The 19,850-nt window shown below is 34.7% G+C and carries 19 protein-coding genes; all 19 read right to left on the bottom strand.

Features of this window, described 5'->3' with window-relative positions; translation table 11 throughout:
* Positions 1-481: 481 nt before the first annotated feature.
* The 19 genes from BX659_RS12425 to dxs all read right to left on the bottom strand — a co-directional run bounded on the left by BX659_RS12425 (position 482) and on the right by dxs (position 19,744).
* Entirely contained in the window at positions 482-1,180 is a 699-nt protein-coding gene (locus BX659_RS12425) for a hypothetical protein (RefSeq protein WP_097018672.1), read from the bottom strand.
* Entirely contained in the window at positions 1,161-2,327 is a 1,167-nt protein-coding gene (locus tag BX659_RS12420; protein WP_253250778.1) for an endonuclease Q family protein, read from the bottom strand. The genes BX659_RS12425 and BX659_RS12420 overlap by 20 nt, the downstream gene beginning before the upstream one ends.
* Positions 2,328-2,344: 17 nt before the next feature.
* A complete protein-coding gene (locus BX659_RS12415) occupies positions 2,345-2,884 on the bottom strand; it encodes an NUDIX domain-containing protein (protein WP_097018687.1) in 540 nt (179 codons plus the stop codon).
* 1 nt (position 2,885) lies between these two features.
* Positions 2,886-3,965, bottom strand: a complete 1,080-nt coding sequence (locus BX659_RS12410; RefSeq protein WP_097018670.1) for a DUF3866 family protein — start codon at positions 3,963-3,965, stop codon at positions 2,886-2,888.
* A gap of 209 nt (positions 3,966-4,174) precedes the next feature.
* The gene (locus BX659_RS12405; RefSeq protein WP_097018669.1) at positions 4,175-4,336 is read right to left on the bottom strand and encodes a Spo0E family sporulation regulatory protein-aspartic acid phosphatase; all 162 of its coding nucleotides are present in this window, start codon (positions 4,334-4,336) and stop codon (positions 4,175-4,177) included.
* A 238-nt stretch (positions 4,337-4,574) separates the two neighbouring features.
* Positions 4,575-5,687: a M20/M25/M40 family metallo-hydrolase gene (locus BX659_RS12400; protein WP_097018668.1), complete on the bottom strand. Its 1,113-nt coding sequence runs from the start codon at positions 5,685-5,687 to the stop codon at positions 4,575-4,577.
* Positions 5,688-5,971: 284 nt separating this feature from the next.
* Positions 5,972-6,067 (bottom strand): MetS family NSS transporter small subunit, encoded by a 96-nt coding sequence (locus tag BX659_RS12395; protein ID WP_106231884.1) that lies wholly within the window; start codon positions 6,065-6,067, stop codon positions 5,972-5,974.
* Position 6,068: 1 nt separating this feature from the next.
* Positions 6,069-7,586: a sodium-dependent transporter gene (locus BX659_RS12390; RefSeq protein ID WP_097018667.1), complete on the bottom strand. Its 1,518-nt coding sequence runs from the start codon at positions 7,584-7,586 to the stop codon at positions 6,069-6,071.
* A 112-nt stretch (positions 7,587-7,698) separates the two neighbouring features.
* Positions 7,699-8,508 carry a glycosyl transferase family 4 gene (locus tag BX659_RS12385; protein ID WP_097018666.1) on the bottom strand — a complete coding sequence of 270 codons (810 nt, stop codon included), beginning with the start codon at positions 8,506-8,508 and terminating at the stop codon, positions 7,699-7,701.
* 159 nt (positions 8,509-8,667) lie between these two features.
* Complete coding sequence (locus BX659_RS12380; RefSeq protein ID WP_097018665.1) at positions 8,668-9,342, bottom strand: glycosyltransferase family 2 protein; 675 nt, start codon at positions 9,340-9,342, stop codon at positions 8,668-8,670.
* On the bottom strand, positions 9,318-9,926 hold the full coding sequence (locus tag BX659_RS12375; protein ID WP_097018664.1) for a copper transporter: 609 nt from the start codon (positions 9,924-9,926) through the stop codon (positions 9,318-9,320). The genes BX659_RS12380 and BX659_RS12375 overlap by 25 nt, the downstream gene beginning before the upstream one ends.
* A gap of 10 nt (positions 9,927-9,936) precedes the next feature.
* Positions 9,937-11,055, bottom strand: coding sequence for a putative cytokinetic ring protein SteA (gene steA, locus BX659_RS12370; RefSeq protein ID WP_097018663.1), 1,119 nt, complete (start codon positions 11,053-11,055; stop codon positions 9,937-9,939).
* A 232-nt stretch (positions 11,056-11,287) separates the two neighbouring features.
* Entirely contained in the window at positions 11,288-12,085 is a 798-nt protein-coding gene (gene spo0A, locus BX659_RS12365) for a sporulation transcription factor Spo0A (protein ID WP_097018662.1), read from the bottom strand.
* Positions 12,086-12,175: 90 nt separating this feature from the next.
* Positions 12,176-13,501, bottom strand: coding sequence for a SpoIVB peptidase (spoIVB, locus tag BX659_RS12360; protein ID WP_097018661.1), 1,326 nt, complete (start codon positions 13,499-13,501; stop codon positions 12,176-12,178).
* Between the two features lie 427 nt (positions 13,502-13,928).
* The gene (gene recN / locus BX659_RS12355; protein ID WP_097018660.1) at positions 13,929-15,629 is read right to left on the bottom strand and encodes a DNA repair protein RecN; all 1,701 of its coding nucleotides are present in this window, start codon (positions 15,627-15,629) and stop codon (positions 13,929-13,931) included.
* 20 nt (positions 15,630-15,649) lie between these two features.
* Positions 15,650-16,105 carry an arginine repressor gene (gene argR / locus BX659_RS12350; RefSeq protein ID WP_097018659.1) on the bottom strand — a complete coding sequence of 152 codons (456 nt, stop codon included), beginning with the start codon at positions 16,103-16,105 and terminating at the stop codon, positions 15,650-15,652.
* A 13-nt stretch (positions 16,106-16,118) separates the two neighbouring features.
* On the bottom strand, positions 16,119-16,994 hold the full coding sequence (locus BX659_RS12345; protein WP_253250776.1) for an NAD(+)/NADH kinase: 876 nt from the start codon (positions 16,992-16,994) through the stop codon (positions 16,119-16,121).
* 64 nt (positions 16,995-17,058) lie between these two features.
* The gene (locus BX659_RS12340; protein WP_097018658.1) at positions 17,059-17,871 is read right to left on the bottom strand and encodes a TlyA family RNA methyltransferase; all 813 of its coding nucleotides are present in this window, start codon (positions 17,869-17,871) and stop codon (positions 17,059-17,061) included.
* A gap of 1 nt (position 17,872) precedes the next feature.
* A complete protein-coding gene (gene dxs, locus BX659_RS12335; RefSeq protein ID WP_097018657.1) occupies positions 17,873-19,744 on the bottom strand; it encodes a 1-deoxy-D-xylulose-5-phosphate synthase in 1,872 nt (623 codons plus the stop codon).
* Between the last annotated feature and the right edge of the window lie 106 nt (positions 19,745-19,850).

Here is a 19,850-nt window from a genome sequence, read left to right as displayed (position 1 = left end):
GACGGGTAATGAGTAACAAGTTAAAACCAAAAGACAAAAGTATCATTATAGAAAGACATCTAGTTATTGTCTTTAAAAGCGAAGGAAATTAGTGTTTGAATGAAGCAAGTATTCTAGAGAAATAATAGCTTTAAAATAATTTTTGAATTAGAACTCTAAAATTTTTTAATCTCAATGGATAGTGATTGCGGAGTAAGTTTAATTTCCTTCTTGATTGGGCTGTTTTTGCCACGGAAGGTTCTATGAACCTGTAGGTTTGGTTACTTTTTCATCAAGGAAAAACGTAACCCGCCCTTAGGCGGAACCTAATAATTTGTCTACTTTTTAAAAAGTAAAAGTGTCGCAATATCCCAATTAAGTTACACTTTAGACTTCAAAATATATAAGCAAGGATAACTACATATAAATTTAAAAATTGGATATCAAAGATACCCAATTTCTAATGTTAATTATTATGTTACAAGTAAGCAATTTTATTACACTAAACCTGTAAAAATCCTTCTTCAATAATTAATTTAGCTATATGCTCTGCTGCCAGCACATCCTCATAAGAATTAGAACTAGCTGCTACCAAGGTAATTCCTGTATTATACTTTTCAGCCAATGCAATTGCTCGTTTAGCCGAATCCTTAGCTGGCTTAATTCCCTTCTTAATTCCTGTTCTCACAATAGTTCCAGTAGTAACCTGTGGAGCACCATGGGTATATGCAGCATCAAAGGCAGCTCCACCAGAATCAGTAATAATCAACACAACCTTATCCTTAAAATCAGCCAAATCAGCCACCTGTGAGCCTACATTTGGTAATACCTTAGCAAACTTTGCTCCAGAACGCTTCACCCCTGCCATCGCCTGTTGGATATTGTCCAATCGTTCTTCTTCTGTTCCCAACCTAGGCTCTGTAACTATAATCAACTCTGTATTATGCTTTACAGCCTTCTTTCCTGCAAAATAACCGATCTTTTCAGGATTGACCGTTACTGGAACTGATACCTTATCAGAACTAGCCCCAAATATCTCTATAGCACCAGCATCTAAAGCAGCCTCTGCTGTAGTTGACATATCAATAATATCGACAATTACGATTACATCACCCTTTCTAGCAGCCTGAGCAGCCCCAGAAGCATTTGATGTAATATTTAATGTATGCAAACCCTCTCTATTATTCGATAACCTTTCCATATTTGCCACCTCCTCCAGGAAGAATAGATAACTTTCCTTCTCGTGCTCTAGTTATATTTGTTGCCACACGCTGACCTACCACCTCTACTAACTGCTTATAATCAACCTTGTGTAAAACATCCATCTCAGTACCAAAGGCTTTTAACAACTTCTCCAAAGTCTTCTTACCTACACCTGGTATATCGACTAAAGGAACCTGATGATAATACTCTGGTCTAAAATCAGGGCTAAAGGGCTTCTTTCTATTAGACAACTCCAACACTCTATCTAAAACTCCTTTTACAACCTTATGCTCCTTATCTCTACAACAGCTCAAAGCAGGATAGCTATCTACCAATGTCCTCTCACATTCCAAACAATAACTTCTATAGTACTTACCCAGTCTAGGCTCCAAACCATAATTACCGATCACCCTTCTCCCCTGCTTTCTCTTTAATGCTAGCAGTACCTCTTTAAAGGTAGGCTGCTTTAATAAAACTTTATTATATTCTCGCCCAATCTTAGCTAAGGAATGGGCATCAGAATTACTTAAGAAGGTCTTTTCCCTTAATTCATCGAGATAATCTGCCAATTGACTATCTGCACTTAAACCCAACTCTATAGCATAAATCTGCCTAAAGATTTCTTCACCAAAGATATCCATTAGACTATCTCCATAATTTCCATATAGCCCTCTATGAGGTGTAAAGCAGTGAGCAGGAATTAAGATTCCACCAAAACTATTAACAATCTTAAAAAGCTCTTTAGCAGATAGATAGGTCATCTGAGTGCTGAGATTGATATTTGTAACATACTTAGCTAGCTTTTGACTAAAAGCCTTGATATCCTCTAGATAAGGAAAGTATCCTACTAGATGTGCCTGCCTTCCAGTTTCAGACTTCACCTCAAGCTCAGAACCTAATATTAGAGTTACTCTATTCTGATAACTCAATCCCCCATCCTCTAAAGCAATTAGTTTGCCTTCATCAACTAGCTTCTTAATATCTTTAATCACCTCTGGTGAAGCAGCATCAACGATTCCTAAGATATCTATTCCCTTTTTATTTACTCCCTCACTGATAATATTCTCTATAATCAATTTATCAGAAGCTGTAATCTTTACTCCTTGCCCTGAATTAGTTCTACCTATATGTAAGTGCAAATCCATAAAGTACTCTTCCATAACTACTGCCTATCTAGCTGAGCCAGCAAGTACTGTAATCCTATAATCGTCTTAGCATCCCTAAACTTTCCTTCTGCTAACATCTTAGCAACCTCTGCAATCTCTAGCTCCTTAATTCTGACAAATTCATCATCATCAGGGTTCTGTTCATATTCAGTTAACTCTTTAGCCAGATAAATCTCTATAATCTCATCAGTAAAGCCGGGACTAGTATAAAAAGAACATAACCACTCTAAAGAAGCTGCTCTATAACCAGTCTCCTCCTCTAACTCCCTATGGGCACACTCCTTTTTATCTTCACCCTTCTCTAGTTTACCTGCTGGAAGCTCCAATAAAATCTCTTCACCAGGCTTACGAAACTGTTCAACCAAGATAACTTTAGAATCCTTACAAGCTACAACAGCTACTCCACCACTATGCTCAACTATCTCTCTTTTAGATAAGTTACCATTTGGCAATTCAACCTCATCAACCCTTAAGTTTATAATATTTCCTTCAAATATCCTTTTACTACTAACGGTCTTCTCCTTTAAAGTATCCATCTTATCCATCCTTTCTAAGCTCTTCACTAGCAATCACTCCAGCTATACCTGCTGTCATAAAATACTCCTTCTCTTCCTTTAGACCTCTACCCATAGTCTTTAAATTAAAATCTAAGCCCTCTAACTCTTTTAATACTTTATCACCTTCATAATAGAGAATCTGATGCTTATTATTAATTCCAGCTTCAATTAACTGCTCCTTAATCAAAGCAGCCTTCTTCCTATCAAGATAGGGGATTCCAACCTTACACTCTACCATCGTCAGTTCTCCCAAAGTAGTCCTACTATGGTGGCTCAATCCATAGTGGCGTTCCCGTTTATCACCAAAGCCTATTCTAGGCACAGCAATTGGAGAGCCTCCTAACTGATAGACAGCATTTAAAATATTAGCCTGCTCTACTCCACTAAAACCATACTTCGTTCCTGTACCTACAATCCCAGGACCCATACAGACAACTATTATATCCGCTTCACTAATTTCATAGGCACTAATCAATCCTGAATAGATATTGACAGCCTCTAAGTCACCACCAAAGGCATGCCCTATAGTAACTGTATTATCAATAATTCCCTCACCCTTTAAATAATGAACCATATTGCTAAATCTAAGGGGCAAAGCTGCACCATCGGTCATAATATATGTTATCTTAGCCTTAGGAGAGCTAACTTTAGCCATTACTGCTATAGGAGCTAACATACTATGTAAGGTGCCCACTATCACTGGTGTTCCACTTAAGGAATGAAAATTATTAATACGTTCATGATAAGGACTATTCTGCTCTTCAGCACTGAAGGTCTGAATCTGATAAGGAGTGTATCTTAGCTTCATGATATGTCCTTTTTTAGCCCGTTCTCTACTTTGATTTAAGATATATATGATAAAGTCATATCCACCAGTACCCAAATTTAGAGAGGTTGCAGTTGTATTTACTACTACCTGATCTCCTTCTCTTATCTCCCCTATTAAATTATCATAGCCTATCCCCTTCTTCTGCTCTCCTTCAATCTCTAGCTGAACAGTGGTTAAACCCTCTCTTTGTGATAAAATTTCAACAACCTTGCCCTGTCTAACTTCTATCATATATTACCCTCCACAGATTAAATAATTATTTCAATATAAAGAATTAAAGTCCTGCAAAAAAGCGATTCTTAGTTATAATACTGAAATTAGTATATCTATCTAATGAAGAAAAAATTCTAATTATCTTAAACTACTCACTATAATTAGACATCTATCACAGATAAAAAATAAAAAATCCCAGCATCCCCATGCTGAGATAAAAAATAAGGTTAATTAATAAGATATCTTTTAGTATATTCTAAAATTAGCTCATCTAGTTGCTTACTCAACTCTAATAACTCCTTCTTATTTATCTTTAAATTATAATCTATTAATTGTTCTCTCAATAAAGAAATCTTTTTATGTAAATCAGATTTTGATAAGCACTCCATCGATTCCCACCTCTTATTAGTTATTATAGAAATTATAGGATTATTCGATAAAATTTCTCATTGATAGAAGAACTATTTACCGATGTTTTACAGATTATAACTGTTTATTTAAACCTATTTACTTCTCTAAAAGAATTATACATAAAATTCAGCAGAAAATCAAGAAACCACTTACTTAATTTGGGTTTTAATATAAAAACCGCTATAATATTGAAGTATAAGTAGGTATTATCTAACTTTACCTAGTTGCTTCTCTAATCATAGAGACACAGAATTTAACAGCATTAAGTAGATCATCAACCTTGATATTCTCATCTATAGAATGTACATCGGTCATACCTACACTGATATTTATAGTTGGAATCCCCTTACCATTGAAGATATTTGCATCACTACCACCACCAGTAGACTGTAATAAAGGTTTTATCTCTATCGCCCGAGCAGCCTTAACAGCTATATCAACAATCTGACTATTTCTAGATAGGTCAAAAGCTGGATACATTCTCTCCACATCAATCTCAACTTTAGCATTAAATTTAGCAGCAGATCTCTCAAAGATATCTGCCATATGCTCAGTCTGTCTATCTAACTTATCTACCCTAAGGCTGCGAGCCTCACCTTCCAATTCGACCAAATCAGGTACAATATTTGTCGCTTGCCCCCCTCGAATAACACCGATATTAGCAGTGGTATCCTCATCAATCTGACCTAATTTCATATTCGATAAAGCCACACTGGCTACTTTAATAGCATTGATTCCTGATGAAGGGTTCATACCTGCATGGGCCGCCTTTCCTATCACCTTGACATTGATCTTATCCTGGGAAGGAGCTTGAGTAACAATCGTTCCAATCTCTCCTCCAGAGTCAAAAGCAATTCCAAAGTCAGCATCAACTAGACTATAATCTAAGTTTTTAGCACCTAATAATCCAACCTCTTCTCCAATTGTAAAGACAACTTCTAAAGCTCCATGATCAATATCATTCTCTTTAATGAGCCTTAGAGCTTCTAAGATAGTAGTAATTCCTGCTTTATCATCAGAAGCCAAAATCGTCTCACCTTCACTATAAATCACTCCATCCTTAATGATTGGTTTAATCCCTCTACCGGGAGTAACTGTATCCATATGAGCACTTAACAATAATTTCGGTTTAGTAGCATCACCAGCTAATTTAGCAATGATATTCCCAGTCTCTCCTCCTACCTTCTTACCAGCATCATCTCTAGTTACTTCCAACCCCAACTCTTCTAAAACTCCTACTAAATAATCAGCAACCTTGCCTTCCTCCTTAGAGATACTATCTATCTGTACCAACTCTAAAAACTGTTTGATAATTCTCTCTTGATTCATCGACTACAACTCCTCAATATTATTTTAAAAATTTATTTAAATTTTAAATAATTAACCCTTAAAGATTAATTATTAGTCCTATTAATTATTATGTATAACCCCTTTACTCTAATTATTCACCACTTTTATTTATATTAAATATTATTTACTATAATCCCTCTTTATAAGATAAAAATTCATTCTTAAAAATAAACTAAACTGTCGTAATATCTCCATTAACCACTCAAGTATATATCCAAGAAAAAAATCCTAGCCCAAAGAGCTAGGATTTTATATATCAAAAATTAGTCATTCTTCATTGCAATATTTAAACAAACTGCTAATCCACCAAATAAAATAGTAGATCCAAAGATCAACATTCCAATTGCTCCTGCTGTCATCTTAAATCTCCTCCTTTGCTGAATTTACATCTAATAATACATCTTCATTCCAGCTGATATTCTTCATTACATAAGCTAATACTAATAAAGCGATAACAAGTCCCCAACCTAAGGTCATAAGGGCACTAGTTGGATATCCTCCGTAAGCTACTGTAAGCTCTGTTTTAACCTTCATGATTAGCATATAACCTAAAACAATAGAGGTTACATATTTAATAGAGATATCCCACCAGTTACCAACTTTAAAATCAGAAACTGAATTTACATGCTCTTTTACTGTAGTTAGCTTCCATAGATAACCTAAGATGATACATTCAGCTAATCCAACTACAGCTAATCCATAGTTATTTAAGAAATGATCTACTAGGTCTAGAATTGAGATCCCTAATCCTGTTGCAAATACAATCGTACATAGGAATCCACCTAAAGATACTACACTAACAGCTTTCTTTCTTGTCATCTTAAACTTATCCATAATTGAAGATGTAAAGGCTTCAACCAAAGAAATGATTGATGATAACCCAGCAACAACCAATGACATGAAGAATAGAATTCCAAAGAAGGAGTTCATTCCCGGCAATAAGTTGATTGCTTTAGGGAAGACGATAAAGGCTAATCCAATTCCACCACTAGCAACCTCATTAATTGGTACCCCCTGTGCTTGTGCCATATATCCTAAGATACCAAAGACAGCAAATCCAGATAAAAAGCTGAACCCACAATTTGCAAATGCTGTAATAAAAGCATTATTAACAACATCAGATTTTTTTGGTAAATAACTAGAATAAGCAATCATAATTCCAAAACCTAAACTCAAGGTAAAGAATACCTGTCCATAAGCACTAACCCAGACATTATAGTCCTTTAGTACAGAAAAATCAGGCTCTAAGAAATGGTTTAACCCCTCTATAGCTCCTGGTAAAGTCACACCTCTAACAACCATAACACCAAGTAAGACTATTAATAAGGGCATAAAGATCTTACTTGCCTTCTCAATTCCTTCTTTAATACCATTATAAAGAATAACATAAGTAATTCCCCAAACTACAGCTAAACCTAATAATACATTCGTCTTAATGGTTCCAAAATCCCAGAAACCAGTAGCTCCTAAGTAATCTTTAAAGAAGAAAGCATTAGGGTCAGCTCCCCAGCTCTGCTTAACAGCAAAAACCATGTAATTAACAGCCCAGGCAACGATAACAGAGTAATAAACTGTTACTACAGCTGTTACTAATACTGCCCACCAACCTAAAGTCTCATACTTCTCTTTAATCTTTCTAAAAGCTAACGGTGCAGAACCTCTCATCTTATGCCCTAATCCCATCTCCAAAACCAACATCGGAATTCCTGCAGTTAATACCGCAAAGAAATAAGGTAATAAGAAAGCACCTCCACCATTTTCATAGACCATATACGGAAAACGCCAAATATTTCCTAAACCAACAGCAGAACCGACAGCAGCTAAAATAAAACCGAGTCTACTTCTCCATACTCTAAATCCTCCTTTTACAATTTTCATTCTACTCAACTTCTTACTACTTACCTATGACACATATAAGTAATGCATAAACTATTATATATGGTTTAATTTATCTAGTCAAGAATAGATTTAGATTTGGTAAATTTTATTTTCACCTACCCAACTTATCGAGATATAATAATATCTTATTATTTTTAATCAATTCAGATAATGAATGAAACTCACTATATAAATGAATAGAAAATAATAGAAGCATAATTAAAGTTCTAATGTATATCCCATAATTTACCGCCAATATTCCTCCTAAGCTTACCCCTAGTACATTAGAGCCTATATCGCCCATCATCCCCTTAGCTTGTAAATCAAAGTTTAAAGCAACAACTACCATAGTTACTATAGGTATAATTAAGAGGTAATTACTTAAGTCTATTCCTAAAAGTGATATTAAAAAAAATAGTGTTACCTTTAAAGCTCTTCCTGGTCTTAAGTCTACTAAATTAATAAAGTTGCTCATCAATAAGATTAAAAAGGTATTAATGAATAAATCAAGATAACTCTTATTCCAATAAAAATTGATAAAAAGAACAACCATCAAAGAAAAGATAGCCTTAATTGCTCCTGTAGTCAATCTTCTTTCAAATATTAAGGATTTAAAATGACCACTAAAGCCCTGACTATCTTTATTGCCAAAAGTATCATCTAATAACCCTACAAAGGCCATAGCCAAGATTAAAGTAATTAAAGGAATAACTTGCTGCGGGGAATAATAACCAAATAGTGTTCCTAAAATCAAAATAACAATTAAATTAAAAGCAAAAATTAGTCCATAGCCTACCGGTATCTTATCACCTTTAAAATTAAACTCAATAGACTCTGCCTCAATCAACAGAGGAGGGATTAACTTAAATCCTAATTTAGAGAAAATAAAGCTGATAAATATTAATATTGTAAGTGCTAACACTAATAAATCACCTTCTTAATTATAATTTAACCTATTATTTCAATTTTAATCTATTCAATAAGGTTTAGTGATTATTGTGACAGTTTAAGATTAACTTTGATCCTAAGAACACTAAATTAATTATCTTACTCAAACTCAAACTTATACTTAGACTTATCCTTATACTCTATTAATTTTAGAGATAAGCACAAGTGCTACATCTTTAAACTGCTTACCTCGATGGATAAAACCTTGAATATCCCTCTTACTTTCACGATGCTTCATCATTACTGGAACCTCTTCTACTCTAAATCCAGCTTGGCAGACATCAACAGTTAAGCAGACCTCTACTCCAAACCCTTTGGCAAAGCCTTTTAGCTCTTTAACTACCTCTTTAGAGAGAGCTCTTTGTCCAGAAAGAGGGGCTGAAAACTCTTGACAGGTCAACTTTCTTAACCCCCAATTAGCCAGCCCCTTAACCAGTCCAAAGCCTCCTTTAACTTTACTTGGAGGAAATTTAGCAATAGACATATCTGCTCTTCCCTCTAACAGAGGCTCTACTAACTTCATAGCCTCTGCTGAACTACCACCCAAATCAGCATCTAATAAGAGGATAATATCTCCATTAACCTCCTCTAAACCACGATTTAAAGCAGCACCTTTTCCTTGGTTCTGCTCTAATTTAATTACTTTAGTAGCCAAATTACTAGCCTTTTGATAGGTATTATCTACAGAGCCATCATCAATTACAACCACTTCCCCAACTCCATCTAAGTCTTTAATACTCTTGATAGTATCTTCTATCTTGTCCTCTTCATTATACGCAGGGATTAAAACTGAAATTGATTTATCCAATGCTCTCCCTCCTCAAGATCTGGAAGGTCTTTAGCTGCAACTTCAAATACCAACTTGATCAATCCAGAGATACTCTTAATACTCTGTAAATCAATTTTAATAGACTTTTCTTTTAGATTTATAGGATAATTAAGCCCTTCATCCAAATCCCCTAATAAGAGTACCTTTGTAAAATCACTCTTTTCACCTATAGTAGTTAAATCTTCAATTACCTCTAGCCCCTGAACATCAGCTAGCTTCAAGGTTTTGATTATCTTGTTTTTCAACTCAGAATCGACATTATTACCTACTACTACCAACAAACTTTGATCCTTTAACTGCTCCTTGACCACTAAAGGCATAATCATCTTCTGAAAATTTATATTATCAGCCAACCTAGTCTCTAAATAGTTAACCTCTTTAGAGAACTCCTTATTCTTAGTTCTTAAAGATTTAAAATCCTCTTCTAAATTTGAAATCAAATGCTTCTGCTCATTAACAATTAAATCATTTCCCACCATACTGCTACCAATCAAGATGCCAATCGCCAATGTTACAAATATAATTACAATTGTAATCACATGGTATCTTAAATCAACTAACATAATCCTCCTCCTAAAAGCCAATATTCATTCTTAGTCTGATTATTAATAATTTGAGTAACTGATGAAATGGTGTTGACACACTCATTATAGCAATGATCGGTATTAGTGATGCTACTAAGACCTCTGCAACATATTTAGGCTTTATTCGGCTCTTATATAGCTTATTTACTCCTTTGGCATCAACTAGCTTACTTCCTACCTTCAATCTGACCAAAAAGGTACTAGCCATCCCTGGACGCCCTTTCTCCAAAAAATCTATCATAGTAGTATGAGTACCTACAGCCACAATCAACTCTGCCCCTTTCTCATAAGCCAATAACATAGCAATATCCTCACTTGTCCCTGGCGCTGGAAAGGTCTTAGCCTTTAAATTAAGTCCTTTAATCCTCTCCATTCCTGGAGCATGACCATCAGGATAAGCATGGACAATCAACTCAGCCCCAGATGCTAAAGTCTTGTCACTGATACTATCCATATCACCAATGATAATATCAGGCTCAAAACCATACTCTACTAAAGCATCTGCTCCCCCATCTACCCCAATCAAGACAGGTCTAACCTCCCTAATATAAGAACTAACAGCCTCTAAATCCTCTCGATAATCCTTTCCTCTTACTACAATTAAGACATCTTTATCCTTCAACTTAATATCTATTTTAGGTATATCTATTCCCAAAATCAGATGCTTCTCTTTTTTGGCATAATCTAGGGTATTATCTACAAACTTATTTAACTCTACACCAATATTCTCCTTAGTCTGTTCTAACCTCTGCTCAACCTTCTTAGTATTAAGAACTTCACCTTCAAATAAAAGCTCTTCATTCTTTAATATCTGACCATCTTTGATATTAATCAAATCCCCTTCAGACAACTTATCAAAGATAGCCTTATCAACATCATCAATAATTGCTATCCCAGCTGCCAATAATCTTCTAGGACCTAAATTAGGATATTTACCACTGATAGATGGACTAGCATTGATTACAGCCTTAACTCTTCTCTCAATCAATGATTCAGCAGCCAATTGATCGATATCCTTGTGATCAATGATAGCTATCTCCCCTTCAAGCAATTCCTTGACTAAATCCTTCGTCTTAGTACCTAGTCTAACTCTTCCAGTTATTTTCATAATGGGAGCCTCCTAAATTTACTACTACCTTTAGTATATCTTGATTGAATTACTATCATACTTCTAATAAAAGGGAGCAGAGTTAATTTACAATTGTCAATGTACAATTTACAATTAAGTTTAAGTTTGAGCTTAAGGCTAAATTTAATTGAGTTTTAAACTTAACTACAAAAAGAGCACCCAAAATTGGATGCTCTAATTTAATCTTATACTTAGCCTTTAGCTTATTTCTCTAGCTGACTCTTAATTCAATTCTTAACTTATCTGCTACTTTAGCGACAAATTGAGAGTTAGTAGGTTTACCACTAGCACTTGTCACAGAATGACCAAAAATTCTATTAATAGCATTGGTATTGCCTCTCTCCCAAGTAACCTCAATAGCATGTCGAATTGCTCTTTCCACTCTACTAGCTGTTGTATTGAACTCCTTAGCTACTAAAGGATATAACTCTTTAGTTACTGCTCCTAATAACTCTACATCATCAACGACCATAGCAATTGCCTTTCTTAAATATAGATATCCTTTAATATGTGCTGGAATTCCAATCTGGTGCATTATATCAGTAATTCTTTCTTCAACATTTTTTCCGTTATTTGGATTATTAGCCGAAGTAGTAAATGTATAGCCTCTGCTTCCACAAGCAACTTTAGAAGTAACTTGCTTGATTCTATTAGATAACTTCTCTAAATCAAAAGGCTTTAAGATATAATAATCAGCACCTAAATTAACAACTCGCTGTGTCAACTCTTCTTGTCCAAAAGCAGTCAACATGATTATCTTAAATTTGTCAGTTACTCCTTGACTATGCAACTCTTCTAATACTCCAATTCCATCTAAATGCGGCATAATCACATCTAAGACCAATACGTCAAAGTCGACCTCATCGATTACCTTTAAAGCCTCAACTCCATCATTAGCAATTCCTACTACCTTAAACTCATCTTGCTGGTCAAGATACTCTTTAATCAAATTACAAAAATCCCTATTGTCATCTACTAATAACACCTTGATTTCATCTGCTTCTCTCATAGTACATTTCCTCCTCATACTGACTCTATACTACAAATTCTATGTCTGTTTCCAAATTCCTCCTTTAAAAAATAAAAAAAGCCAAAGAATTTATGATGCAAATTCTTTGGCGACATTCTTTTCTAATAAATCAGTCTGCATTATCATCCATTGAGCCAAAATACCATAGCCACGAGTAGAGTCATTGACAAAAACATGGGTAATAGCACCTACTAACTTATCATCTTGTACAATAGGACTGCCACTCATTCCTTGTACTATTCCTCCTGTCTGACTTAAAAGCCGAGAATCAACTATTCTAATAATCAAGCCTTTTTCAGCAGGTTCATATTGCCTTCTAACCTTCTCTATCTCTATATTAAATTCCTCTATCTCTCCACCATGGAGTACAGTATAAATCTTAGCAGGTCCTTCTTTAATCTCTAAAGGGCTTGCTACTGGTATAGCTTCCTTAAAATAAGGATGCTTAGGTGAGATAGATAAGCGACCATAAATTCCAAAACTATTATTCTTGGTTATATTCCCTAGCATACCTTGTCCATTGAAAAAAGTTCCTAATTTCTCTCCTGGTAAGCCATCATGACTCTGATTAATTCCTGAAATATTAGCTCTAACTATCTCTCCTTCTCCTACATCAATCTTCAATTGTGTATTTGCTTCAGTAATCATATGACCCAAAGCACCATAATAGCCATTCTTTGGTTCATAAAAGGACATCGTTCCTACCCCAGTAGCACCATCATCGACATAAATACCTATCATGTAAAATCCATCTTTACTTTTAATAGGAGTAATCTCCTTAAATTGAACCTCCCCTGACTTTTTTCTAATCTTAAATCTTAAGCTTTCGCCCTTCTTCCCATATTCATTGATTAATCTAGCCAAATGATATTTATTCTTAATTTCAACATGATTGACCTCTAACAGACTATCACCTACTTCAATATCAGCCTCTTTAGCAGGGAAGTATTTTTGCTGATTTTCTCCAATAATATAGGAGTTTCTCACTACCATAATCCCATCAGACTTAAGAATTACTCCAATGGCCTGCCCTCCAGGAATGACCTTGACCTGAGGGAGAACATTCACAACCATCTTTCTTAATGGGATTAAGCCAAATAATTTAAAATCAAGATTATACTCACCAACAGAAGAAGCCTGTAAAGCAATCGGATTAGAAAGATTGATATTCAGTTCATGCTGAGAAAGTTTTTGACCATTAATCTTTAGATTTCCCTGTTGATTTGATCGGATAGATACATTAAAAGGTAAATTTATCTTTAATGGTGTCTTATTCCCCTCAAATATTTGACAATTATCAGGTAGACCTAAAAAGATCAATACTCTAGGCAATGACAAAAAACAGATTAATAATAGAAGAAGATTGATCACCACTACTCTCTTATATTTTTTCATTTGTCACACTCCTACACAGTCCCCACCTGTGTAGTATCTTCCAATTAAAAGAATTTTAACAAAATTTCATCTGCCAATACTAAAAATAAACTCAAAGATTAATCTATCAAAGAAGACTATAGATACATTTTAAGCACTCTAAAATACCACTGTGGATGATATTTAACTTAGATATATACTTATTATACCCACCATAAATAGTTATATTCAGTTGTATTTTAAAGGTTTTTATGTTAATTGTTTTTAAATTTAATAATATTTTTAAATTATTTATTATTATCATAAAATTAATCCTGCTAATTTAAAATTTTTATAATAAATTCGTAAGTTAGATTCGAAGATAGATGGATATAATGACAATTTTAAATTTAAATATAAAATAAAAAAAGCACCTTTAATTAATAAAGATGCCCTAAATAGTTTAATTTTATTCAATTCTTTCTTTCTTTTCTATAGCTGATTTAAGTAATTCTTTGGCATGGTCTAGAGTTGTCTCGGTTAGAGTACCATCTAACATCCTCGCTAATTCTCTAACTCTACCATTATCATTTAATGGATGGATTACCGTCTCAGTCTCATCATTGACTACCTTCTTCATAATGAAATAATGGTTATCTGCCATACATGCAATCTGGGGAAGATGGGTAATACAGATTAATTGATGTTTAGCTGATAAGACTAGCAATTTATCAGCAACTAGCTTACCGACTCTACCGCCAATTCCAGTATCTATTTCATCAAAGATTAATGTAGATATCTGGTCAATATCTGCCGTTATCGTCTTTAAAGCTAACATGATTCTCGATAGCTCTCCTCCTGATGCAATCTTAATCAAAGGAAGCAGCTCAGATCCAGGATTTGGTGAGATTAAAAACTCCACCTTATCAATCCCATCTTTAGTAAAGTTCTCTTTTCTTAGAAAATCTATCTTAAATCTAGTCTGTAACATCGATAAATCCATTAACTCTCTAGCGATACTCTTCTCTAACTCTGTAGCAATTACTTTTCTTTGAGTAGATAATTCTTCAGCTTCAACTAAGTATTCCTCTTCTAATTTAGTAATTTCAGCTAATAGCTCACCTTTCTCTACCTCACTATTTTTCAGCTCAGCCAACTCTTGATCTATTTTTTGATAATAGTCTAAAATTTCTTCAATGGAATCTCCATATTTACGTTTTAAATCATTGATTAACTTCAATCTATTCTCTATCATATCCAAGCGTTGGGGATTGAACTCTATTTTATCATTATAGTCACTCAATCTAAAAGAGATATCCTCTAACTCATAATTGATATTTCTTAAACTCTCAGCAATCTCCTCTAAGCTACTGTCTATCTTGACTAGACTATCAAGTTCCTTAGAAAACTGCTTAATCTGGTCAATAATAGCAGTCTGTTCAAAATCACTTTGATATAGCGAGTTATAAGCCTTATTGACAGTTCTACTCAACTCTTCAGCATTACTTAACCTCTTCTTCTCATCTAATAACTCTTCATCTTCTTCAAGCTTTAATTCTGCTTGCTCAATTTCATTGATTTGGAACTCTAATAAATCAATTCTTCTCTCTCTTTCTTTCTCATCATAACTGATCTTATTTAATCTATTCTTCTTCTGCTGCCATCTGCTATATACCTCTTCTAGCCTATCTTTAAGTACCATCAGCTCTTTACCACCAAACTGATCTAATAGCCTCAAATGGTCTTCAGGATTTAGCAGTGACTGGTGTTCATGCTGCCCATGAATATCTATTAAATATTGGGTTAGCTCCTTAACCATCTCTAGGGTAACAACTCTCCCATTGATTCTTGATTTATTATTCCCACTTGTAGAGATTTCACGGGTTAAAATTAGAGTCTCCTCCTCTAATATATCTATCCCCAATTCCTTTAATAGATCTTTGACAAGAGGATTATCTTTGATATCAAAGCATCCTTCTATAATCGCCTTCTCCTCACCAAATCTAATAAAATCTGTCGATGCTCTACCACCTAATAACATATCCAAAGCTTTAATGATAATTGATTTACCAGCACCAGTCTCTCCAGTTAATATATTTAATCCTGGAGTCAACTCTAATTTAACATCTTTAATCAATGCAAAATTATTTATAACTAACTCAGATAGCACTGCTTTACCTCCCTCTATCTTTAAACAGTCAGACTTTTTAGCCTTTCAATCACACTTGTAACAGCACTTTTAGGCTTTATGATCAGCAAAATAGTATCATCACCAGCAATTGTCCCTAATACATTCTTCCATTCTGTATTATCGATTAAAGAAGCTACTGCTTGAGCTGTTCCTGGTAAAGTATTAATTACAACTAAATTTTCACTATAGTCTATCCTGCTTACTGAATCTTCAAACATCCTCTTCATTCTACTATTTATATTAATATTATCCTTCTGCTGAAGAGGTAATGAATATTTATAACCTCCATTATCTAGCGGTATTTTAATCAAACCCAATTGCTTGATATCACGGGATACCGTTGCTTGGGTCACTTCAATTCCCTCTTCTTCTAGCCTAGAAGCCAACTCATCTTGGGTATGAATATCTTCATCTTGGACTAAGCTCATAATTTTAAGATGGCGCTTACTTTTCACACAGTCTCCTCCTTTAAAACCGATTATTATGTAACCGGTTTCTTAGAATTTTATAAAAATTATATCCTTCTAATTTTATCATTTTAGCCACTAAATTAGATTTATTGATCTTAATGATATCATCTGATAGTATAGGAAAACTCTCTTGACCATCTACTGTCAACATCACTTCACTATGGTCAGCATCTACCTTAACTACTATCTCTTCATCCTCAGTAGTAACTATAGATCGAGAATTTAAGGTATGGGGGCAAATTGGAGTAATAATTAGAGATTTCATCTTAGGATTGACAATAGGTCCCCCTGCTGATAGGGAATAGGCTGTTGAACCTGTTGGACAGGCTATAATCAGTCCATCACCTGGGTAAGTTGTGATGTATTCTCCATCAATGAAGGTCTCTAACTTAATAATTCTAGAAAAGGGTCCCTTAGTAAGGACTAAATCATTGATAGCAATTAAGCGACTGACCAGTTGTTTAGACCTAATAACCCTTCCTTCTAGAATCATTCTCTCCTCTATCTGATATTTTCCTGCTAATAGTTTATCTAAACCATCCTCTAACATCTCTACCTCTATATCAGTTAAAAAGCCTAGCTGCCCCAAATTAATCCCCAAAATTGGCACATCACTAGCAGCAAAGGTACGAGCAGCCTTTAAAAAGGTACCATCACCACCAAAAACAATTACTATATCGGCAAAATCAACCAACCTCTCATAAACTTGACTTTTAACTCTCCGTTCTAACAAGCCTGCACTGGCTTCTTCTAGAATATAATCCTTCCTTTTATCATCTAAGTAATTACAGACTTGCTCCATTACATTTACAGCTTTGGCCTTGTTTGTGTTAGCAATTAAAGCAATTTTTTTAATCTCACCTCTAATACTCACTTCTATTCACCTCAGGAATATGGATTAAAGATCCTTATCTTTATATAATCTATATTAATTGGAATTATAAATCTTGATGGGCAACCTTGATTATTTCTTCTATCTTCTGATCTAAATTAGAGATTTCTAAAGCCTTTTGATCAAGAGTGAAATAAGATAAGTATTCGATATTATGGCTCTTTCCTCCAGTAATTGGTGAATAATTAAGACCGATTGGAATCAAGCCAATCTCTTTAGCAAAATTAAAGATCTTATAAATCACCTCTTTATGGATAGCTGGATCTTTAACAACACCATTGTTACCCACATTCTCTGGCCCTGCTTCAAATTGTGGCTTAATTAAAGCTACAATTTCACCAGAACTGTTCAATAACCCTTTTAAAGCAGGTAAGATTTTGGTTAAAGAGATAAAGGAAACATCGGTCATTCCAAAATCACCTGCTTCTCCTATATCTTCTAAGGTTAAATAACGAGCATTGGTCTTCTCCATACAGACTACCCGCTCATCACTCCGTAACTTCCAAGCCAGTTGATTATAACCTACATCTATTGCATATACCTTTCTTGCACCATTTTGCAAGGCACAATCGGTAAATCCTCCTGTAGAAGCACCTATATCGATTATTAGTTTATCACTTAAATCGATATTAAAAACTTCAAGGGCTTTCTCTAACTTCAATCCCCCTCTACTTACATAAGGGTGCAAGTCACCTTTTACTCTAATCTCTGCTTCCAAATCTATCTTAGTACCTGCCTTATCTATCTTCTGCTCATCAACAAAGACTAATCCAGCCATGATTGATCTTTTAGCTTTGGAACGACTTTTGAAAAAACCCCGCTCAGTTAATAGTACATCTAATCGTTCTTTTTTGCTCATATTACCCCTCCTGCATTACCTCTTTAATCCGCTTTTTAATCCCTTCTATATCTAAGCCATATCTAGCTAAAAGTTCTTCACTAGAACCATGCTCTATAAACTTATCAGGTAGCCCTATTCGTGTTAATCTTACACTACTATCATTATCAAGCAATAACTCAGCTACAGCACTACCAAAACCTCCCTGTAGGACATGCTCCTCAATAGTGAAGATTCTATTATATTTATCAGCTAAACCTAAAATTAACTCTTGATCTAATGGTTTAACAAAGCGACTATTGACCACAGTCAAATCTATCCCTTCTTTAGCTAAATCATTAACAACCTCTAAAGCAGGATAGACCATAGAACCTATAGCTAAGATAGCTCCATCCTTGCCTTCACATAAAACTTCTGCCTTGCCTATCTCTAAATCATCTATCTCTACTCTTTCTACTCCGACAACCTCTCCCCGTGGATACCTAAGAGCAATTGGTCTATTATAGTTAGCAGCCAACTTAATCATAGCCTTCAATTCATTTTCATCCTTAGGAGCCATCACAGTCATATTTGGCAGATGGCGTAAGAAGGCATAATCAAAGACACCTTGGTGAGTCTCCCCATCCCTTCCAACAATTCCAGCACGATCAATTGCCAATTTAACAGGTAAATTCTGAATACAGACATCATGCATTACCTGATCATAGCCCCGTTGTAAGAAGGTAGAATATAATGTAACAAAGGGCTTGACTCCATTTAAGGCTAAACCAGCACCCAAAGTTATTGCATGCTGCTCAGCTATCCCTACATCATAAAAACGCTTAGGAAACTCTTGAGCAAATTTATTTAAGCCCGTACCTGAAGGCATAGCTGCTGTAATCGCTACAATCTCACTATCATCTTTAGCCAGATCAATTAGGGTCTGACTGAAAATATTGGTATAGGTTCTTCTTTGCTTCTTATTCTTTCCTTCCCCTGTTCTAATATTAAAAGGACCTACTCCATGAAATTTAGCTGGTTCTTCTTCAGCAGGAGTATATCCCTTCCCTTTAGTGGTGATCGTATGAATTAAGACTGGACCACCAATCTTTTGAGCATCTTTGATATGCTCTTGTAAGACTTTAATATTATGACCATCAATAGGTCCTAAATAAGTAAAGCCGAACTCCTCAAATAAAATTCCCGATACCAGTAGATACTTTAGACTATTTTTTACTCTGTTTGCTGTTTTTAGCAAATGATCTCCAATAGCTGGAATAGCATTAATTAAATGTCCTAAATCCTTCTTAGCCCGATGAATCTTAGGATTTGTCCTTAACTTATCTAAATAATTAGAGACTGCACCTACATTTTCAGAGATAGACATCTCATTGTCATTTAAAATAACTATCATATCTTTTTGCAAATGACCAGCATGATTTAACGCCTCAAAGGCCATTCCTGCTGTCAATGCCCCATCTCCAATTACAGCCACAATCGTATCATCATCACCTTTAATATCACGGGCACAGGCAATCCCTAAGGCTGATGAAATCGAAGTACTACTATGACCGACATCTACCTGATCATGAACACTTTCAATACGTTTAGGAAATCCACTTATCCCATTTAACTTTCTTAAACTCTTAAAGTCTGCTCTTCTCCCTGTTAAAATCTTATGAGCATAGGCCTGATGACCTACATCCCAGATAATCTTATCCTTGGGACTATCTAAGATAGAATGAAGGGCAATAGTCAGCTCTACTACGCCCAAAGAAGAGGCTAAATGACCTCCTGTTTGTGATAAATTAATGATAATCTCATCTCTAATTTGCTGAGCTAGTTTATATAAACTCTCTATGGATAAATTCTTTAAATCTTGCGGTGAATTGACCTTAGATAATAGATCATCCATAATAAAAATCACCCTCTTTTAATTAGTTTACAATGTACAGTTTACAGTTTACAGTTATTTAAGATATAAATCCAACATTAAATCTAAAATAGAAGATTTATACAAG

This window comes from Orenia metallireducens, from assembly GCF_003001995.1.
GTDB classification, from domain to species: domain Bacteria; phylum Bacillota; class Halanaerobiia; order Halobacteroidales; family Halobacteroidaceae; genus Orenia; species Orenia metallireducens_B.
The sequence above is the reverse complement of the archived record's forward strand: the minus strand, read 5'-3'. Positions and strand labels throughout refer to the sequence as shown.